Raw genomic sequence first — 16168 nt, forward strand, 5'->3', positions numbered from 1 at the left:
CTCACCGCGGACGTGCGCCACGCACTGCCTTGAGCCGGGGTCATCGTCCGTGGGGGTAGCACAGTCCCCGCGTGCCCCGCAAAACCACGCGCGGGCCGTCAGCCCCCTCGCCAGCCCCAGATGGCGCGTGGCGCGTCGGAGCCCAGTTGGACGAGCACGTCCAGCACCGTCACCGCATGCTCGAAGGGCGGATGTGCCTGCGGGTACTCCGGGTAGCCCGCGTAGTCCTTGTAGGTGAGGACGATGCCAGCCGCGTCGAAGGACTCCTGGCGCAGGTAGTCGCGCGCGGAGGGACCGGAGACGTAGTGCGTGGCGCCTGCCTGGCGCAGCAGGTCCAGGATGCGCCCCTCCTTCGCGCCCTGGACCGTCCACTCACGCGAGTCGCGAAAGCGCGTGGTGAGTCCCAGGAAGTCGCGGGCGAGGCGCTGGACGAGGAACTGGTTGAGCTCCGACAGGTGCGTCCAGCGCCGCTCCAGATAGGCCTCCTGGAGCAGCGGCGCGAGGCGCGCGAAGTGCGGCGCCTGGCCGTACACGTGGCGCAGGGTCTCCCAGTGGCGCCGGGCCCAGGCCGCGTCCTCGATGCGCACATCACAGATGCGCCGGTCCGTGCGCGCCCCCACGGGCACCGTCAGCCACAGCGGCCCCTGCGCCGTCTTCACGCGGTTGCGGTTGCGCCAGTCGCGGTGCGTGTACTGCACATCGTCGTAGAAGATGAACGTGTCGACGTCGTGGATGATGTCGAAGTAGCCCTTCCACGGCAGGTAGTTGGACTGGAGGATGGCCACCGTGTGCCGCGGCGGCTTCAGCACCGGAAGTCCCTGACCGCGTTGAGGACCCGGGCCTGCTCCTCCTCCGTCATGGTGGTGAAGAAGGGCAGCCGCACCAGCCGGTCGCTCACCTCCTCCGTCACCGGACAGTCCCCGGGCTTGCCCCCGTAGTGCTGGCCCATCGCGGAGATGTGCAGCGGCAGGTAGTGGAAGACGGCGTTGATGTCCTGGGTGCGCAGCCGCTGGATGAAGCGCGTGCGTGCCTCCAGCGAGGGCATCAGCAGGTAGTACATGTGGAAGGACTGCTCGCAGTGGGAGGGCACGTGCGGCACCGTGACGCCTTGCGCGGCGGCCCAGGATGCCAGCTCCCGATGGTACGTCTCCCAGAGGGCCCGGCGGCGGGCCTGGATGCGCTCGCGCGCTTCGAGCTGCCCGTAGAGGAACGCCGCCAGCAGGTCCGACATGACGTAGCTGGAGCCGATGTCCACCCACGTGTACTTGTCCACCTGCCCCCGGAAGAAGCGCCCGCGGTTGGTGCCCTTCTCCCGGATGATCTCCGCGCGCTCGGCGTAACGGGAGTCGTTGATCATCAGGGCCCCGCCCTCGCCGCAGCTGATGTTCTTCGTCTCGTGGAAGCTGAGGGTGGAGAAGCTTCCCAGCGTGCCCAGCGGACGCCCCCGGTAGGTGCCGAAGAGACCGTGCGCGTTGTCCTCCACCACCGGCACGCCGTGGCGCCGGGCGATGTCCAGGATGGCGTCCATCTCACAGCCGACCCCCGCGTAGTGCACCGGCACGATGAGCCGCGTGCGGGGGGTGATGAGCGCCTCCAGCTTCGTCTCATCCAGGTTGAGCGTGTCCGGCCGCACGTCCGCGAAGACGATGCGCGCGCCCCGGAGCGCGAAGGCGTTCGCGGTGGAGACGAAGGTGAAGGACGGGACGATGACCTCGTCCCCGGGCTTCAGGTCCAGCAGCAGGCCCGCCATCTCCAGGGCATGCGTGCAGGACGTGGTGAGCAGGGCCTTGCCCCCCGGAAGCGCCTCCTCCAGGAGGGCGTGGCACTTCTTCGTGAAGCCTCCATCCCCCATGAGGTGGCTCTTCGCGAGCGCCTCGTCGATGAACCGCGACTCGTTGCCAAGCATCGCCAGACGGTTGAAGGGAATGGTCATGGAGTCCACGGGCCCCCTCTCGCATCCGGGGCGCGCGCCGGGAGGCTAGCGCACCTCGTGGCCCGGGGGTGGCACCCGGCGGCCACCACGCCCCTCGCCCGCTGAACCCGCCCGCTGGAGGGCCGCCCCTGCGCCGGAGACCGCCTCGTTCGCGGGCCCCCATCCCGGGTGGGGAGGCGCTAGAGTCGCCCCCATCCGTCCCCGCATGCGCCCCCCTTCCGTCGACGTCTCGGTAGTCGTTCCCTGCTTCCGGGGGGAGTCCTCGCTGCCGACGCTGTGCGACCGGCTGGTGCGCGTCCTGGAAGCGCGAGGCGATACGTTCGAGATCATCCTGGTGGACGACAGCGCACGGCCGGCGCTCTGGGCGTGCATCCAGGGGCTGTGCTCGCGCGACGGGCGCATCCGGGGCGTGCAGCTGATGCGCAATTACGGCCAGCACAACGCCACCGTGCGGGGCTTCCGCCATGCACGGGGCCGCTGGGTGGTGACGCTGGACGAGGACCTCCAGAATCCCCCGGAGGAGATCGCCGCGCTGCGGGCCCGAGCGGAGGAGACGGGCGCGGACGTCGTCTACGGCATCCCCCAGGCCCGCCAGGGGCCGGGGTGGCGCACGTGGGCCTCGCGGCTCATCATGGTGATTCCCCGCCGGGTGATGCAGGTGGACTTCGACATCTCCGCGTTCCGGCTCATCTCCGGCCCCGTGGCGGCGGAGGTCGCGCGCAGCGAGCGCCACGACATCATCCTGGACATCTACCTGTCGTGGGTGACGGACCGCATCACCGCGACGCCCGTGCGCCACGAGCACCCGGAAGGCCTGCGCAGCTCCTACACGCTGCGCAAGCTGGTGCAGGTCTTCTTCAACCTGCTCTTCAACTACGCCACCTTCCCGCTGCGCCTTGCGTCGGTGGGAGGCGTGGTGCTGTCCGTCCTGTCAGGCCTCGCGGGCGTGGGGGTGCTCGTCTCCAAGTTCACGGGCATCATCACCGTGCCTGGCTGGGCGTCGCTCGCCATCGCGGTGCTCTTCTCGTCGGGCGTGACGCTGCTGGGCGTGGGCATCCTGTCCGAGTACGTCACGCGCATCTTCCTGCAGATCAACCAGAAGCCCCAGTCCGTGGTGCGAGCCGTCACGGACGAGCGGGAGGCGCAAGGGCCGCGCCTGTCCGAGGCCGTGGCGAGCGAGTCGACGCATGGGCATCGCTGAAGAGCAGCGCGCCTTCTATGGGGCGCTGCTGGAGCGGTACGGAGACGACCCCCGGGCCCTGTCGCACCGGGACCAGGCCACGCAGTACGAGCGCTTCCACCGGCTCTCCCGGCTGTTCGCGCATGAGCCGGAGGCCTTCACCGTGCACGAGGTGGGCTGCGGCATGGGCCACTTCGGCGAATACCTCCAGCACCACCACCCGCGCGCGGCCTACTCCGGCAGCGACGTCCAGCCAGGCTTCGTGGACGCGTGCCAGGCCAAGTTCCCAGCCGGGCACTTCCACACGCGCGACATCGTCGCGGCACTGCCGGCGGAGCGGTACGACTACCTCACGCTGTCGGGCACCTTCAACGTGCGGCTGTCGGCGTCACCCGAAGCCTGGGAGGGCTTCGTGCACGGCATGCTGGGTGCCATGTACGCGCTGTGCACCCGGGGCTTCGCGGTGAACTTCCTCACCAGCTACCACGACCCCGCGTTCACGCAGGAGAACCTGCACTACCAGCCGCCTGGCGCGCTGCTGGACTTCGTGGTGGGGCACCTGAGCCGCTTCTGGGAACTGGACGCGGGCGGCCCCCTCTACGAGTACACCCTGCGCGTCCACCGGCCCGAAGCCGTCCAGGCGCGGTACACGGACCCGGCGTTCGCGCGCTACTTCCGCGCGAAACCCCAGGCCACGGGCTCGCCATGAGCACGCCTCCGCGCATCGCGGTGGTAGGGGCCGGGCCCGCGGGGCTCACCGCCGCCTACGAACTGGCACGGACGGGCGCGCACGTGGAGGTCCACGAAGCGGGCCCGGCGGTGGGCGGCCTGTCGCGAACGCTCGAGCTGTGGAACCAGCGCGTGGACCTGGGCCCGCACCGCTTCCACTCCCAGGACGCGCGCATCCAGGCCCTGTGGAGCGAAGTGCTGGGCGATGATTGGGGACAGGTCCGGGCACATCCGGGAATCTTCCGAGAGGAACACATCCTGGACTACCCGCTGCGCCTGACGGACGTCGTGCGCAAGGAGGGGCTCCTCGAGTCGGGCCGCTGCGTCCTCAGCTTCGTGCGAGAGCAGGCACGGCCCCGGCCGGAGGTCCGCACCTTCGAGGATTGGTTGGTCAGGCACTTCGGTCCGCGCGTGTACGCGCGCTTCTTCCGCGACTACAACGAGAAGTTCTTCGGCGTCCCGCTGAGGGAGCTGGATGCGGCCCTGGCGGGACCGGCCAGCAAGGACGCCTCGCTGGTGACGACCGTACTCAACGCGGTGCGCACGCAGTGGGACAACGCCCGCGCGGGCGCGGTGAAAGAGGTGACACAGGACTTCGCCTACCCCGCGCACGGCACGGGCATGGTGTACGAGCGGATGGCGGAGGGCGTGCGCGCACGCGGCGGCAGGGTGCACCTGGACAGCCGCGTGGAGGCCCTGGAGGTCCAGGGCCAGCGCGTGACGGGACTGCGCACCCCGCTGGGCACCCTGCCCTATGACTACGTCGTGTCCAGCGCCCCGCTGGCACCCTTGGTGGCGCAGTTGCCGGAGCTCCCCGGGAACGTGCGTGAGCACCTGCGCCGAGCCAGGGACGTGCTCACCTTCCGCAGCAACGTGCTGGTGTACCTGGAGGTCCAGTCCACGGAGCTGTTTCCGTATTCATGGCTGGAGATGCACACCCGGTCCGTGCGCGTGGGGCGCATCACCAACTTCCGCAACTGGGTCCCCCAGCTCCACGGAGAGGAAGCCTCCTCCATCCTCTGCCTGGAGTACTGGTGCTCACACGAGGAACCCCTCTGGTCCTGGCCCGACGCGGAGCTGGTGGCCCTGGCGAAGCGGGAGCTGGCGGCCACCGGCCTGGACCGGGGCGCGCCCGTGGGACGCGGCCACGTGATGCGGCTGCCGCGCTGCTTCCCCGTCTACCGCCCTGGCTACCAGGACGTGCTGCGGCCGCTGCGCGAGTACCTGGGGGGCTTCGAGCGGCTGGGCAACATCGGCCGGGGCGGGCAGTTCGCCTACAACAGCCAGGACGCCAACTGGCGCATGGGCCTGGAGGCCGCGGACCAGGCACGCGCGGCGCTGGGGTGGTGAGGGCCGAGGCCCCAGCGTTCCTCAGCCGACACGCGTCCCGCCGGGCTCGTCCAGTTCGTCCGTGAGGCCGTGCTTCGCCAGCCGGTAGCGGAAGGAGCGGAAGGACAGGCCCAACAGCTCCGCCGCGCGCGTCTTCACGCCCTGCGCCTGCTTGAGCGCGGCCAGCAGGTGCCGGCGCTCGTTGTCGTCCAGGTGCCGCTCCAGGTTGAAGCCCTGCCCCAGCACCGGCTCGCCGGCGTCGCCCGGCCGGGACTGCGGCTCCGACTCGCCGCGCACGGAGGGCGGCAGCGTCGTGGGCCCCAGCACGTCCGAGTCCGACAACGTGGCCGCGCGCTCCACCATGTTCTGCAGCTGGCGCACGTTGCCCGGAAAGGCGTAGCGCTCCATCAACACCAGCGTCTCCGGCGCGAAGCGCAGCCCCGGCCGCCCCAGCTCCTCCGACAGCCGCGACAGGAAGTGCGACGCCAGGTGCGGGATGTCCTCCGGCCGCTCGCGCAAGGGAGGCAGCTCCAGCGTGATGACGTTGAGCCGGTAGAAGAGGTCCTCGCGGAAGCGGCCCGCCTTCACCTCCGCCTCCAGGCGGCGGTTGGTGGCCGCGATGACGCGCGCATGGAAGGGAATCTCCGCCGCGCTGCCCACCGGCTTCACCTTGCGCTCCTGCAGCACGCGCAAGAGCTTCACCTGCGTGGAGAGGGGCATCTCCCCCACCTCGTCCAGCATCACCGTGCCCTCGCCCGCGGACACGAGCAGGCCCGGCCGCTCGTGCGTGGCGCCGGTGAAGGCCCCGCGCATGTGGCCGAAGAGCTCGCTCTCCAGCACGCCCTCGTTGAGGGCCGCGCAGTTGAAGGGCATGAAGGGCTGCGCGGCGCGGTGGCCCCGCAGGTGGACGGCGCGCGCCACCAGCTCCTTGCCGGTGCCGCTCTCCCCCGTCACCAGCACCGTGCTCCTGCCCGGCGCCACCTTCTCCACCAGCTGCCACAGCGCCCGCATTCGGGGACTGGTGCCCACGAGCAGCCCGCCCAGCCCGGGGAGCAGCCGCGCCTTCAGCGTGCTGTTCTCCTGGCGCAGCGCGCGCTTCTCCAGCGCCTTGTGCACCAGCAGCCGCAGCTCCTCGTTGTCGAAGGGCTTGCAGATGTAGTCGTACGCGCCCTCGCGCATGGCCTCCACCGCGGAGGACGGCGTGCCGAAGGCGGTGATGAGCACCACCTCCGGCGGCTCCTTGCGCGAGCGCGCCGCGCGGAGCACGTCCAGGCCGCTGCCCGCCGTGCCCAGCTTCATGTCGGAGATGACCAGGTCCACCTGGTCCTTCTCCAGCACGGAGCGGGCGGGCTCCACGCCGGGCACGCTCGTCACCGCGTAGCCTTCACGCACGAGCAATATCTCCAGGTACTCGCGCATGGACAGCTCGTCGTCCACCACCAGCACGTGGCCGCGCGGGCCTCCCTCATGGGGGAGCGCCGTCACAGCGGCAGCCCTACGAGGAACTCGGTGCCTTCCGCCGGACTGGACGTCACGCGGATGCTGCCGCCGTGCGCGCGGATGATGGAGTGAGCGGTGGACAGTCCCAGCCCGGTGCCTCCGCTGCGCGTGGTGAAGAAAGGCTCGAACAGGTGTCCCATCATCTCCTCCGTGATGCTGCCAGCCGAGTCCCACACGCGAATCTGCGCTTCCTGCTCCGCCCGCGCCAGGGCCACCCGCACGGTTCCCTGCGGGCCCGCCGCCTGGAAGCCGTTGCGCAACAGGTTGATGAGCACCTGGCGCAGCTGGTCCGGATCCACCGGCGCCGTCAGCGCCTCCGGTACGCGCACCTCCATCTGGACCTCGCGCGCCAGCGGGTCCACGCGCAGCATGTCCACCGTCTCCGACAGGAGCGCGTCCAGCGCCACCGGCCGGCGCTGGGGCTCCGGCGGACGGGCGAAGCGCAGGAAGTCCTCCACCAGCCGCGCCAGCCGGTCCGCTTCCCGCGTGAGGATGCCGGTGAGCTTCGTCACCACCACGTCGCCGGACTGATCCTGGGCCAGCAGCTGCGCGGAGCCGCGCATGGCGGCGAGCGGGTTGCGGATTTCATGCGCCAGCTGCGCGGACAGCGCGCCCAGGCTGGCCAGCCGGTCCGTGCGCTTCAGGTCCTCCTCCATGCGGCGCAGCTCCGTGAGGTCCTGGAAGACGATGAGCAGCGCGCCCGCCTCGCCCTCCAGGGACGACACCGACAGGCCCAGCACCCGGTTGCCTCCGGGCGTGCGCACCCGCAGTTCACCCCGGATGGCGCGCGGCGCCAGCGTGGACACGCCCGGCAGCAGCGCCTCCAGGGGCAGTCCCACCACGGACGCGTTGTCCTCCACCTGGAGGATGCCGCTGGCCGCCGTGTTGAGGAAGGTGACGCGCCGCTCGACGTCGCAGGTGACGAGCCCCGACGGCATGGAGGACAGGATGAGCTGCTGCAGCCGCCCCAGCCGGCGCAGGTCCGCCTCGCTCTGGGACAGCGCGCCGCCCGCGGCGGACAGCTGGCGTGACAGGTAGCCGGACAGCACCGCGATGAGCGCCAGCGCCAGCGCGTTGCTGCCCAGGACGAAGAGCACGCGCCCGGCCGGCACCACCGCCGCGTCCACGGGCGTGGTGAGGCGGATGATGAGCAGCAGCGCGGTGAACGCGAACGTGGACACGGCCGCGGCCACCAGAGCGCCGCGCCAGTCCAGCACCACCGCCGCGCCAATCACGGCCAGGCTGTAGAGGAACGTCAGCGGCGAGTCCGCGCCGCCGCTCAGGTAGACGAGCCCGGTGGCGATGAGCACGTCGCCCACCACCGTCACCATGGCGTCCAGCCGCCCCGCGGTGCCACGGCGCAGCCGCAGGCCCATCACCACCGTGAGGACGTAGGCGCCCGCGATGACCGCGAACGACAGCGAGTCCGCCCGGGTGGGCTCCTGCGCGGGCTGCGTCAGGAGCCGCGCCACCGTCACCACGAGCGACAGGCTGGCCGCGACGGTGCGGAACAACACCAGCCACACCAGGCGGGGCCCCAGTCCCGGGGCCGCGCCTGACGCGGAACCGCTCAGGCGCGCGCTACTTGATCGCGCCGGCAAGGCTGAAGATGGGCAGGTACATGGCGATGAGGAAGCCGCCCACCACGCCGCCGAGGAACACCATCAGCAGCGGTTCGATCATCGACGTCAGCGCGCCGATGGCCGTGTCCACTTCGTCGTCGTAGAAGTCGGCGATCTTGTTGAGCATGGTGTCCATGGCGCCCGTCGCCTCACCGACGCCAATCATCTGCACCACCATGGACGGGAACACCTTGGTCTCCAGGAGCGGACCCGCGATGTTCTTGCCCTCGGCGATCTTCCCGCGCACGTAGTAGATGGCCTCTTCCACCGTGCGGTTGCCGGCCGTCTTCGCCGTCACGTCCAGCGCGTCCAGGATGGGCACGCCGGAGGAGATCATCGTGCCCAGCGTGCGCGTGAAGCGCGCCACCGCGACCTTGCGCAAGACGTCGCCGAACAGGGGCAGCTTGAGGAACGTCTTGTCCCAGAACTTGCGGCCCTTGGGCTGGCGGTAGGTCCAGGTGAAGGAGAAGACCAGCGCGGCGATGCCGACGATGGCATGGATGAAGTACTCCTGCGCGAGCTTCGACATGTCCACCACCACCTGGGTGGGGCCTGGCAGCTTCGAGCCGAAGTCCGAGAACATCTTCTCGAAGACGGGCGTCACCTTGAGCAGCAGGAGCGCCGTCACGCCGATGGCCACCAGGATGACGATGGTGGGGTAGGTCATGGCGCCCTTGACCTTCGCCTTGAGCTTCTCGTTCTTCTCGCGGTAGGCGGCGAGCCGGTTGAGGATGGTGTCGAGGATACCGCCCACCTCGCCCGCGGCGCACAGCTGCACGTAGAGCTCGTCGAAGACCTTGGGGTGCTCCTTCAGCGCGTCCGCGAAGGTGCTGCCCTGCTCCACCTTGCCCTTGATGGCGAACACCACCTTCTTGAAGGCGGGGTTGTCCATCTGGCTGGCGAGGATGTCCAGACACTGCACCAGCGGCAGGCCCGCGTCGATCATCGTCGCGAACTGACGGGTGAAGATGAGGATGTCCTTGCCCGTCACGCCCCCCACGCCGGGCAGGGAGAGCTCCAGGTCCAGGCTGCTCTTCTTGCGGACCTTCGTGGGGTTGAGGCCCAGGGACTTGAGGCGCGCGTTGACGGCCTCGATGTCCATCGCCTCCATCTCGCCCTTTTTGTTCTCCCCGCTCTTGGTCTTCGCCTCCCAGAGGAACTGGGCCGTGTTCTTCTTGGACGCTGTCGCTTTTTGCTGCACTGCCGGTGCTGCCATAACTGGACCTCCGGGGAGGGCGAGGAGTCTAACCTGTGATTTTCATGCCCCAAAACTAACGGGCACCCGCTCCCCCGGCCGGCCGCTGGGCTCCACCCGGCGCACCGCCCGTGGCGAGGATGTTGCGCAGCTCTTCCGGGTCGGACGAACGGCCGAAGGCCTCGTCCTGGGAGATGAGCCGGCGCGCCAGAAGCGCGGCCAGCGCCTGGTTGAACGTCTGCATGCCGTACTTCGCCTGGCCCACCTGCATGGAGGAGTAGATCTGGTGGACCTTGTCCTCGCGGATGAGGTTCCGGATTGCGGGGTTGGGCACCATGACCTCCAGGGCCAGCACGCGGCCCGGAGCGCCCTGCTTGGCGACGAGCGCCTGGCTCATCACGCCCTCCAGCACGAAGGACAGCTGGGCGCGCACCTGGGGCTGCTGGTACGGCGGGAACACGTCCAGCACGCGGTTGATGGTCTGCACCGCGCTGTTCGTGTGCAGCGTCGCGTAGCAGATGTGGCCCGTCTCCGCGATGGTGAGCGCCGCTTCGATGGTCTCCAGGTCGCGGAGCTCACCGACCAGCACGATGTCCGGGTCCTGGCGGAGGATGTACTTGAGGGCCGTCTTGAAGTTGCGCGTGTCCGCACCCACCTCGCGCTGGTTCACCAGGCAGTTCTTGTGCGGGTGCAGGTACTCGATGGGGTCCTCGATGGTCATGATGTGCTCATGACGCTCGGTGTTGATCTTGTCGATCATCGAGGCCAGCGTGGTGGACTTGCCGGAGCCCGTGGGGCCCGTCACCAGGATGAGGCCGCGCGGCTTCTTCACCAGCTCCGCCACCACCGGCGGCAGGCCCAGCTCCTGGAACGTCAGGATCTTGAAGGGAATCGTGCGGAACGCACCGGCGACGGCGCCGCGCTGCATGAAGATGTTCGCGCGGAAGCGCGACAGGCCCTTCACGCCGAACGACAGGTCCAGCTCGTTCTCCTCCTCGAACTTGTGCTTCTGGGCGTCCGTGAGGATGGAGTAGCAGAGCTGCTTGGTCTCCACGGGCGTGAGCGGCGCCGTCTTGAGCGGGACGAGTTCGCCGTCCACGCGGAGCTGCGGCGGCGAGCCGGTGGTGATGTGGAGGTCGGAAGAGCCCTTCTCGACCATCGCCTTGAGGAGCTGGTGCAGGTTGGCCACGGATGCGTGTCCTGTCGGAGGAAGAAGTGTGGGGAGGAGGTGGGGTGACTAGAAGCGGTCCGGCGCGGTGTTGCCCACGACCTCTTCGAGCGTCGTCATGCCGTCCATGAGCTTCTTGAGCGCGCTCATGCGAAGGCTGCTCATGCCCAGGCGGATGGCCTCCTGCTTGAGCTCCGCGGCGGAGGCGCCGTTGATGACCAGCTCCTTGAGGCCGTCCCAGAAGGGCATGACCTCGTAGATGGCCACGCGGCCGCGGTAGCCGCGGTCGTTGCACTCGCGGCAGCCGACCTTCTCGTACATGGTGAAGGTGCCCATCTTGTCCGGCGGGATGCCCGCGTCGATGAGGGCCTGCTCGTCCACCTTCTCCGCGGGGCGCTTGCACGCGGGGCACAGCCGGCGCGCCAGACGCTGGGCGAGGATGAGGTTGAGCGACGCCGTCACCAGGAACGGCTCGATGCCCATGTTGAGCAGACGGCTGACCGTGCCCGGGGCGTCGTTGGTGTGCAGCGTGGAGAGCACCAGGTGGCCCGTGAGCGCCGCCTTCACGCCGATTTCCGCCGTCTCGAAGTCGCGGATCTCACCGATCATGATGATGTCGGGGTCCTGGCGGAGGAAGGAGCGCAGGCCGGCCGCGAAGTTCAGGCCGATGTCTTCATGCATCTGCACCTGGTTGATGCCGGCGAAGTTGAATTCGACCGGGTCCTCCGCGGTGCAGATGTTGGTGCCCACGTCGTTGAGGCTGGAGAGCGCCGAGTACAGCGTCGTCGTCTTGCCGGAGCCCGTGGGGCCCGTCACCAGCACCATGCCGTAGGGCCGGTCGATGGCCTCCTTGAACCAGGCCAGGGGCGTCGCGTCGAAGCCCAGCTTGGTCATGTCCAGCTGCAGGTTGCTCTTGTCGAGCAAGCGCATCACGACCTTCTCGCCGAAGAGCGTGGGGCACACGCTCACGCGGAAGTCCATCTCCTTGCCGCCGCCGATCTTGATCTTGATGCGGCCGTCCTGCGGCAGGCGCCGTTCGGAGATGTCCAGCGACGCCATGATCTTCAGACGGCTGGTGATGGCGTTGCGCAGCTTCATGGGCGGGCGCATCACCTCGTACATCACGCCGTCGATGCGGAAGCGGACCCGGAAGTCCTTCTCGTACGGTTCGATGTGGATGTCGGACGCGCGCTTCTTGATGGCGTCCATGAGGATGAGGTTCACCAGCTTGACCACGGGCGCGTCATCCGCGGCCTTGGCCATCTCATCCACGTTCTCCTGCTCCTCCTTGGCGACCTCGATGTCGTCGCCCACGTCGCCGACGATGTCCTCCAGCGAGGGGCCCTTCTCCGCGTAGTAGCGCTCGATGGATTCGCGGATGGAGATTTCGGACGCGACGACGGCTTCGATGTTGTAGCCGGTGAGGAACTTCAGGTCGTCCACCGCGAAGATGTTGGACGGGTCGCACATGGCCACGATGAGGGACGGGCCCGCGCGGTTGACCGGGATCACCAGGTGCTTCTCGGCCACTTCCTTGGGCACGAGCTTGATGATGTCCGGATCAATGTCGAAGTCCTTCAGGTTGATGGCCGGCACGCCGTACTGCTTCGACAGGAAGTCGGTGAGCTTCGACTCCTCGATGGCGCCCGTCTTGATGAGCGCCGTGCCGATGCGCGCGCCACTCTTCTGCTGCTCCTCCTGCGCCTTGCGGAGTTGCTGGACGGAGATGAGGTTCTCGCGCACCAGCAATTCACCGAGTCGACCGGACATTTCTGGGATGCCTCTTTGAGCGTGAGGAGGGAACAGCCAGAGTCCCGGCTGTCAGCGGGACCCGCGGGGGGAGTGAGGGGGTGCGACAGGGGCCTGAAGCCCTGGCACGGATCCTCCTGGATTAGAGGAAACCGATGCGCGGCCTGTCAAGGCGCCCTGGCGTGCTCCCTCGCTGTCCGGCGCCCCTCTTGCGCAAAGGCTCCTCCGGTGCCCTGGGGCCTACCCGTCGCCGCGGGCCACCACGGTGCGGGCGGCCTCCACGTCGCGTTTGATTTGACCCACCAGCTCCGCGGCGGAGCCAAAGCGCTGCTCGGGACGCAGCCGCTCCAGGAACTGGACCCGCAGTTCCTTCCCGTAGAGGTCGCCGGTGAAGTCCAGGAGGTGCGCCTCGATGGTGACCTCCGTGCCGCCAAAGGTGGGCTTCACGCCGATGTTCGCCGCCCCCGGCCGCCAGGGGCCTCCGGCCTCCGAGGGCAGGCGCACGCGGATGGCGTACACGCCGGGCGCGGGCCTCAGTTCGTTCTGCGTGTCCACGTTGGCGGTGGGAAAGCCGATGGTGCGCCCCCGGCCCGCGCCGGACACCACCGTGCCGTCCAGGTCGAACGGGCGGCCGAGCAGGCGCCTGGCCGCGCCCACCCTGCCCTCCAGGATGTACTCGCGGATCCGCGACGAGGACGCGACGACGCCATCCACGTGCACCGGCTGCACGACGTGCACCTGGGCGCCCCGCCTGCTTGCGGCCTCGCGCAGCGTGGTGACGGTGCCGGCGCGCTGGGCGCCGTAGGTGAAGTCGCTGCCCACGACGACATGGCCCACGCCCAGGCTGTCGAAGAGGGCGGCCTCGAAGTCCTGGGGCGTATTGCGCGCGTAGTCGCGGGTGAAGGGCTGCACCACCACGTGGGCCAGGCCGCAGGTGGCGAGCAGTTCCAGCTTGCGCGGCAGCAGGGTGATGAGCTTGGGCGCCAGGTCCGGCTGGAGCACCTTGCCCGGGTGGGGCTGGAAGGTGAGCGCGTTCGCGGGGGCGTGGCGCAGCGCTTCGGCGAAGAGGGCCTGGTGGCCCACGTGCACGCCGTCGAAGTTGCCCAGCGCGAGGGCCTGCCCCTGAAGCTGGCGGCCCGCCTCGGACACGGACTGGAAGACCTTCATGGCCCTTCCCTATACCACCCCGCGCGCTTTTGCCCTGGCCAACCCACGCGGCTCCATGGTTAGAGGCCCCCGCTCCCGCCATGCGCCCTGCCCTGCTCCCTGATCCGGTCGGCCTCAAGTTCGTCCCCCTGGAAGCGCCCCCGGACTGGGACGCGGAGTTCGGGTTCACGGGGCCGCTGGAGCTGGAGATCGGCTCTGGCGCGGGAGGGCACGCGCTGGAGTACTGCCGCCGCAACCCCGGCGTGCGCTTCGTGGCCTTCGAGTGGCGCAAGAAGTACGCGCGCGACACGCAGATGCGCGGGGAGAAGGCGGGCCTGAAGAACCTGCGCGTCGTCGAATCCGACGCGCGCTTCGTGGTGCCGCGCATCTTCGCCCCCGGGTCGCTGGACGTCATCCACCTGCAGTTCCCCGACCCGTGGTGGAAGCGCTCGCACGCCAAGCGGGCGGTCGTGCAGCCCGACTTCGCGAAGCTGATGCTGGGGCTGCTCAAGCCCACCGGCCGCTTCGACATGCGCACCGACGTGCAGGACCGCGCGGTGGCCATGCTGGAAATCCTGGAGGGCGCGGGCTTCCACAACCCGCTGGGCGCGGGCGTGTTCCACCCGTACGACCCGGAGGAGGTGCCCTCCACCCGCGAGCGGCGCTACCTGGCGTCCGGAGAACCCGTCTACCGCGCCCGGCTGGTGAAAACCGCGCCGTAGCCTGTCAGGCCCTGGACGCCCGGGGCCCCCGCGCCCGCAGGGTGCCCGGAAGGGCCCTTGGCAGCGCCCTCCACCCGGAGGAGAATCCACCCACGGGGTTCCCGCCCCGGGGGACACTCACGACGTAGGCCACGACCGCATCCTGTTGGGGGGGTAGGCGCTTCATGTCGGAAGCCGAAAGGAAGCGGATGCCGGAGGGCGCGCGCAGGAGCGGACCCGCGAACGACTTCTCCGGGCGCACCGTGCTCATCGTGGACGATGATCCGGCGCAGGTGAAGCACGTGCGCGAGGGCCTGGCCCCGCACGGCTACGTGTTCAAGGAAGCGCTGGACGGAGCGCAGGCGCTGTCCGCCATCCGCGCGGGGCGGCCGGACCTCATCGTGATGGACGTGGAGATGCCGGGCCTGGGCGGCGTGGAGGTGTGCCGCATCGTCAAGGCGAACGCGGGCGAGGGCGGCTTCGGCTTCATCCCGGTCATCCTGATGACGGCGCGGCAGGCGGCGGGCAAGGTGGAGGGGCTGGAGCTGGGCGCGGACGACTACCTGGTGAAGCCCTTCGACATGCTGGAGCTGGGCGCGCGCGTGAAGTCCATGCTGCGGCTCAAGGCGCTGCAGGACGCGCTCCTGGAGAAGAACCGCGAGCTGGAGTGGGCCAACCGGGAGCTGGACCGCCGCCGCCAGGAGCTGCTCGCGCTCAGCCGCACGGACGCGCTCACGGGCCTGTTCAACCGGCGCTACTTCGAGGAGCGGCTGAGCGAGGAGTTCATGCGCTCACGGCGCTACCGCTCCCCCCTGTCGCTGGTGATGCTGGACATCGACCACTTCAAGCGCATCAACGACACGTTCGGCCACCCCTTCGGGGACGAGGTGCTGCGCGCGGTGGCGCACACGGCGCGCGCGACCCTGCGGGAGGTGGACCTGCTGGCCCGCTACGGCGGCGAGGAGTTCATCGCCCTCCTGCCAGAGGCGGCGCCCCAGGATGCGCTCCGGGCGTGCGAGCGTGTGCGCGAGGCGATTGAGCGGCTGGAGCTGACGTGGAAGGCCCCGGACGGAATGACGCAGGAGGTGAGGCTGACCGCGTCGCTGGGCGTGGCGACGGTGCCCGCGGACGACCTGCAGGGCACGGAGGCGCTGCTGCGCGCGGCGGACGCGAGCCTGTATTCAGCCAAGGGGACGGGCCGCAACCGCGTCCACCAGCACGCGGCGTGACGCACCTCGCGCTTCCCCACGGCGGCGGTTTGACCTAAACCGGAGGCTCCATGCGCCCGCTCGCGACGACGACCTGGCTGCTGTTCGCCCTCTTCGCCCTGGGCGGCTGCAACCGGCTCCAGCCGGACTCCCCCGTGGGGGCCTACCAGACGTTCCACCGGCACGTGCAGCGCGGAGAGCTGCCCAAGGCATACGCGGTGTTGTCGCAACCGACCCAGCAGGTCCTGAAGACACGGGCCCAGCAGGTGAGCGACGCTTCAGGGGGCATGGTGAAGCCGGAGCCGCTCGCGCTCTTCTTCGCGAATGTTCCCGTGCCACCCGATGTTCAGGAGGTTTCGCTGCTCCGGCAGGAGGGCGACGTGGCGACCTTGGTGGTGCGCTCGGCGGGAAGGTCGGGCGAGGTCCGGATGGTGAGGGAGCCGTCCGGGTGGAAGGTGGACTTTTCAGCATCCCCCCAGCCGTGAGCCCGGGCATGCCCGGACCCCGCGCATCAGGTAACGTACAACCGTGAACGACAGGAAGACACGGCGGGTGCTCCCCGCAGTCGAAGTCATCCGGCGACCGGGCTCGACGCCCGGCAGCCCGGTGACTCCGTCCTCGGCCGCCCCCACCCCCTCGCCCACGCCGAGGCCCACGCCCCGGCCCACGCCGGTGGCGATGAACGCGGTGGAGAAGCCCGCCGTCACG

General features: G+C 69.6%; 14 protein-coding genes. 6 read left to right on the forward strand and 8 right to left on the reverse strand.

Annotation, left to right across the window (positions count from 1 at the left end):
* Positions 1–98: 98 nt before the first annotated feature.
* Together D7X32_RS13710 and rffA are read right to left on the reverse strand one after the other, a co-directional pair.
* Positions 99–809 (reverse strand): WbqC family protein, encoded by a 711-nt coding sequence (locus tag D7X32_RS13710; protein ID WP_120602990.1) that lies wholly within the window; start codon positions 807–809, stop codon positions 99–101.
* Positions 803–1933, reverse strand: coding sequence for a dTDP-4-amino-4,6-dideoxygalactose transaminase (gene rffA, locus D7X32_RS13715; RefSeq protein ID WP_120603002.1), 1131 nt, complete (start codon positions 1931–1933; stop codon positions 803–805). Before rffA ends, D7X32_RS13710 begins: the two co-directional genes overlap by 7 nt.
* A 205-nt stretch (positions 1934–2138) precedes the next feature.
* Between rffA and D7X32_RS13720 the strand changes: the two genes are divergently transcribed.
* Genes D7X32_RS13720 through D7X32_RS13730 form a run of 3 tightly spaced genes read left to right on the forward strand, consistent with a single transcriptional unit; the run spans position 2139 to position 5192 of the window.
* Positions 2139–3134, forward strand: coding sequence for a glycosyltransferase (locus tag D7X32_RS13720; RefSeq protein WP_120602991.1), 996 nt, complete (start codon positions 2139–2141; stop codon positions 3132–3134).
* Positions 3121–3822: a class I SAM-dependent methyltransferase gene (locus tag D7X32_RS13725; RefSeq protein WP_120602992.1), complete on the forward strand. Its 702-nt coding sequence runs from the start codon at positions 3121–3123 to the stop codon at positions 3820–3822. Before D7X32_RS13720 ends, D7X32_RS13725 begins: the two co-directional genes overlap by 14 nt.
* Entirely contained in the window at positions 3819–5192 is a 1374-nt protein-coding gene (locus tag D7X32_RS13730) for an FAD-dependent oxidoreductase (RefSeq protein WP_120602993.1), read from the forward strand. Before D7X32_RS13725 ends, D7X32_RS13730 begins: the two co-directional genes overlap by 4 nt.
* A 21-nt stretch (positions 5193–5213) precedes the next feature.
* Here D7X32_RS13730 and D7X32_RS13735 read toward each other — a convergent pair whose 3' ends face one another.
* From D7X32_RS13735 to D7X32_RS13760, 6 genes are all read right to left on the reverse strand, one after another.
* A complete protein-coding gene (locus D7X32_RS13735; RefSeq protein WP_120602994.1) occupies positions 5214–6656 on the reverse strand; it encodes a sigma-54-dependent transcriptional regulator in 1443 nt (480 codons plus the stop codon).
* Positions 6653–8191 carry a two-component system sensor histidine kinase NtrB gene (locus D7X32_RS13740; protein WP_120603003.1) on the reverse strand — a complete coding sequence of 513 codons (1539 nt, stop codon included), beginning with the start codon at positions 8189–8191 and terminating at the stop codon, positions 6653–6655. The genes D7X32_RS13735 and D7X32_RS13740 overlap by 4 nt, the downstream gene beginning before the upstream one ends.
* A 61-nt stretch (positions 8192–8252) precedes the next feature.
* Positions 8253–9509, reverse strand: a complete 1257-nt coding sequence (gene pilC, locus D7X32_RS13745; RefSeq protein WP_120602995.1) for a type IV pilus assembly protein PilC — start codon at positions 9507–9509, stop codon at positions 8253–8255.
* Positions 9510–9564: 55 nt separating this feature from the next.
* Positions 9565–10677: a type IV pilus twitching motility protein PilT gene (locus D7X32_RS13750; RefSeq protein WP_120602996.1), complete on the reverse strand. Its 1113-nt coding sequence runs from the start codon at positions 10675–10677 to the stop codon at positions 9565–9567.
* Between the two features lie 48 nt (positions 10678–10725).
* Positions 10726–12426: a type IV-A pilus assembly ATPase PilB gene (gene pilB / locus D7X32_RS13755; RefSeq protein ID WP_120580213.1), complete on the reverse strand. Its 1701-nt coding sequence runs from the start codon at positions 12424–12426 to the stop codon at positions 10726–10728.
* 219 nt (positions 12427–12645) lie between these two features.
* Entirely contained in the window at positions 12646–13572 is a 927-nt protein-coding gene (locus tag D7X32_RS13760) for a bifunctional riboflavin kinase/FAD synthetase (RefSeq protein ID WP_120602997.1), read from the reverse strand.
* An 80-nt stretch (positions 13573–13652) separates the two neighbouring features.
* On the opposite strand from D7X32_RS13760, the gene trmB reads away from it, so the two are divergent.
* From trmB to D7X32_RS13775, 3 genes are all read left to right on the forward strand, one after another.
* Positions 13653–14273: a tRNA (guanine(46)-N(7))-methyltransferase TrmB gene (gene trmB, locus D7X32_RS13765; protein WP_120602998.1), complete on the forward strand. Its 621-nt coding sequence runs from the start codon at positions 13653–13655 to the stop codon at positions 14271–14273.
* Between the two features lie 164 nt (positions 14274–14437).
* Positions 14438–15481 carry a diguanylate cyclase gene (locus D7X32_RS13770; protein WP_120602999.1) on the forward strand — a complete coding sequence of 348 codons (1044 nt, stop codon included), beginning with the start codon at positions 14438–14440 and terminating at the stop codon, positions 15479–15481.
* Between the two features lie 50 nt (positions 15482–15531).
* On the forward strand, positions 15532–15945 hold the full coding sequence (locus D7X32_RS13775; protein WP_120603000.1) for a hypothetical protein: 414 nt from the start codon (positions 15532–15534) through the stop codon (positions 15943–15945).
* The last annotated feature ends 223 nt before the right edge of the window (positions 15946–16168 follow it).

Source organism: Corallococcus carmarthensis (assembly GCF_003611695.1).
Taxonomy (GTDB): Bacteria; Myxococcota; Myxococcia; order Myxococcales; family Myxococcaceae; genus Corallococcus; species Corallococcus carmarthensis.

What these genes read in the sequence shown, in the direction of transcription:
- rffA (WP_120603002.1), bottom strand. Translation starts at nt 1,933, where the DNA reads ATGACCATTCCCTTCAACCGTCTGGCGATGCTTGGCAACGAGTCGCGG.
- D7X32_RS13720 (WP_120602991.1), top strand. Translation starts at nt 2,139, where the DNA reads ATGCGCCCCCCTTCCGTCGACGTCTCGGTAGTCGTTCCCTGCTTCCGG.
- D7X32_RS13725 (WP_120602992.1), top strand. Translation starts at nt 3,121, where the DNA reads ATGGGCATCGCTGAAGAGCAGCGCGCCTTCTATGGGGCGCTGCTGGAG.
- D7X32_RS13730 (WP_120602993.1), top strand. Translation starts at nt 3,819, where the DNA reads ATGAGCACGCCTCCGCGCATCGCGGTGGTAGGGGCCGGGCCCGCGGGG.
- pilC (WP_120602995.1), bottom strand. Translation starts at nt 9,509, where the DNA reads ATGGCAGCACCGGCAGTGCAGCAAAAAGCGACAGCGTCCAAGAAGAAC.
- pilB (WP_120580213.1), bottom strand. Translation starts at nt 12,426, where the DNA reads ATGTCCGGTCGACTCGGTGAATTGCTGGTGCGCGAGAACCTCATCTCC.
- D7X32_RS13760 (WP_120602997.1), bottom strand. Translation starts at nt 13,572, where the DNA reads ATGAAGGTCTTCCAGTCCGTGTCCGAGGCGGGCCGCCAGCTTCAGGGG.
- trmB (WP_120602998.1), top strand. Translation starts at nt 13,653, where the DNA reads ATGCGCCCTGCCCTGCTCCCTGATCCGGTCGGCCTCAAGTTCGTCCCC.
- D7X32_RS13770 (WP_120602999.1), top strand. Translation starts at nt 14,438, where the DNA reads ATGTCGGAAGCCGAAAGGAAGCGGATGCCGGAGGGCGCGCGCAGGAGC.
- D7X32_RS13775 (WP_120603000.1), top strand. Translation starts at nt 15,532, where the DNA reads ATGCGCCCGCTCGCGACGACGACCTGGCTGCTGTTCGCCCTCTTCGCC.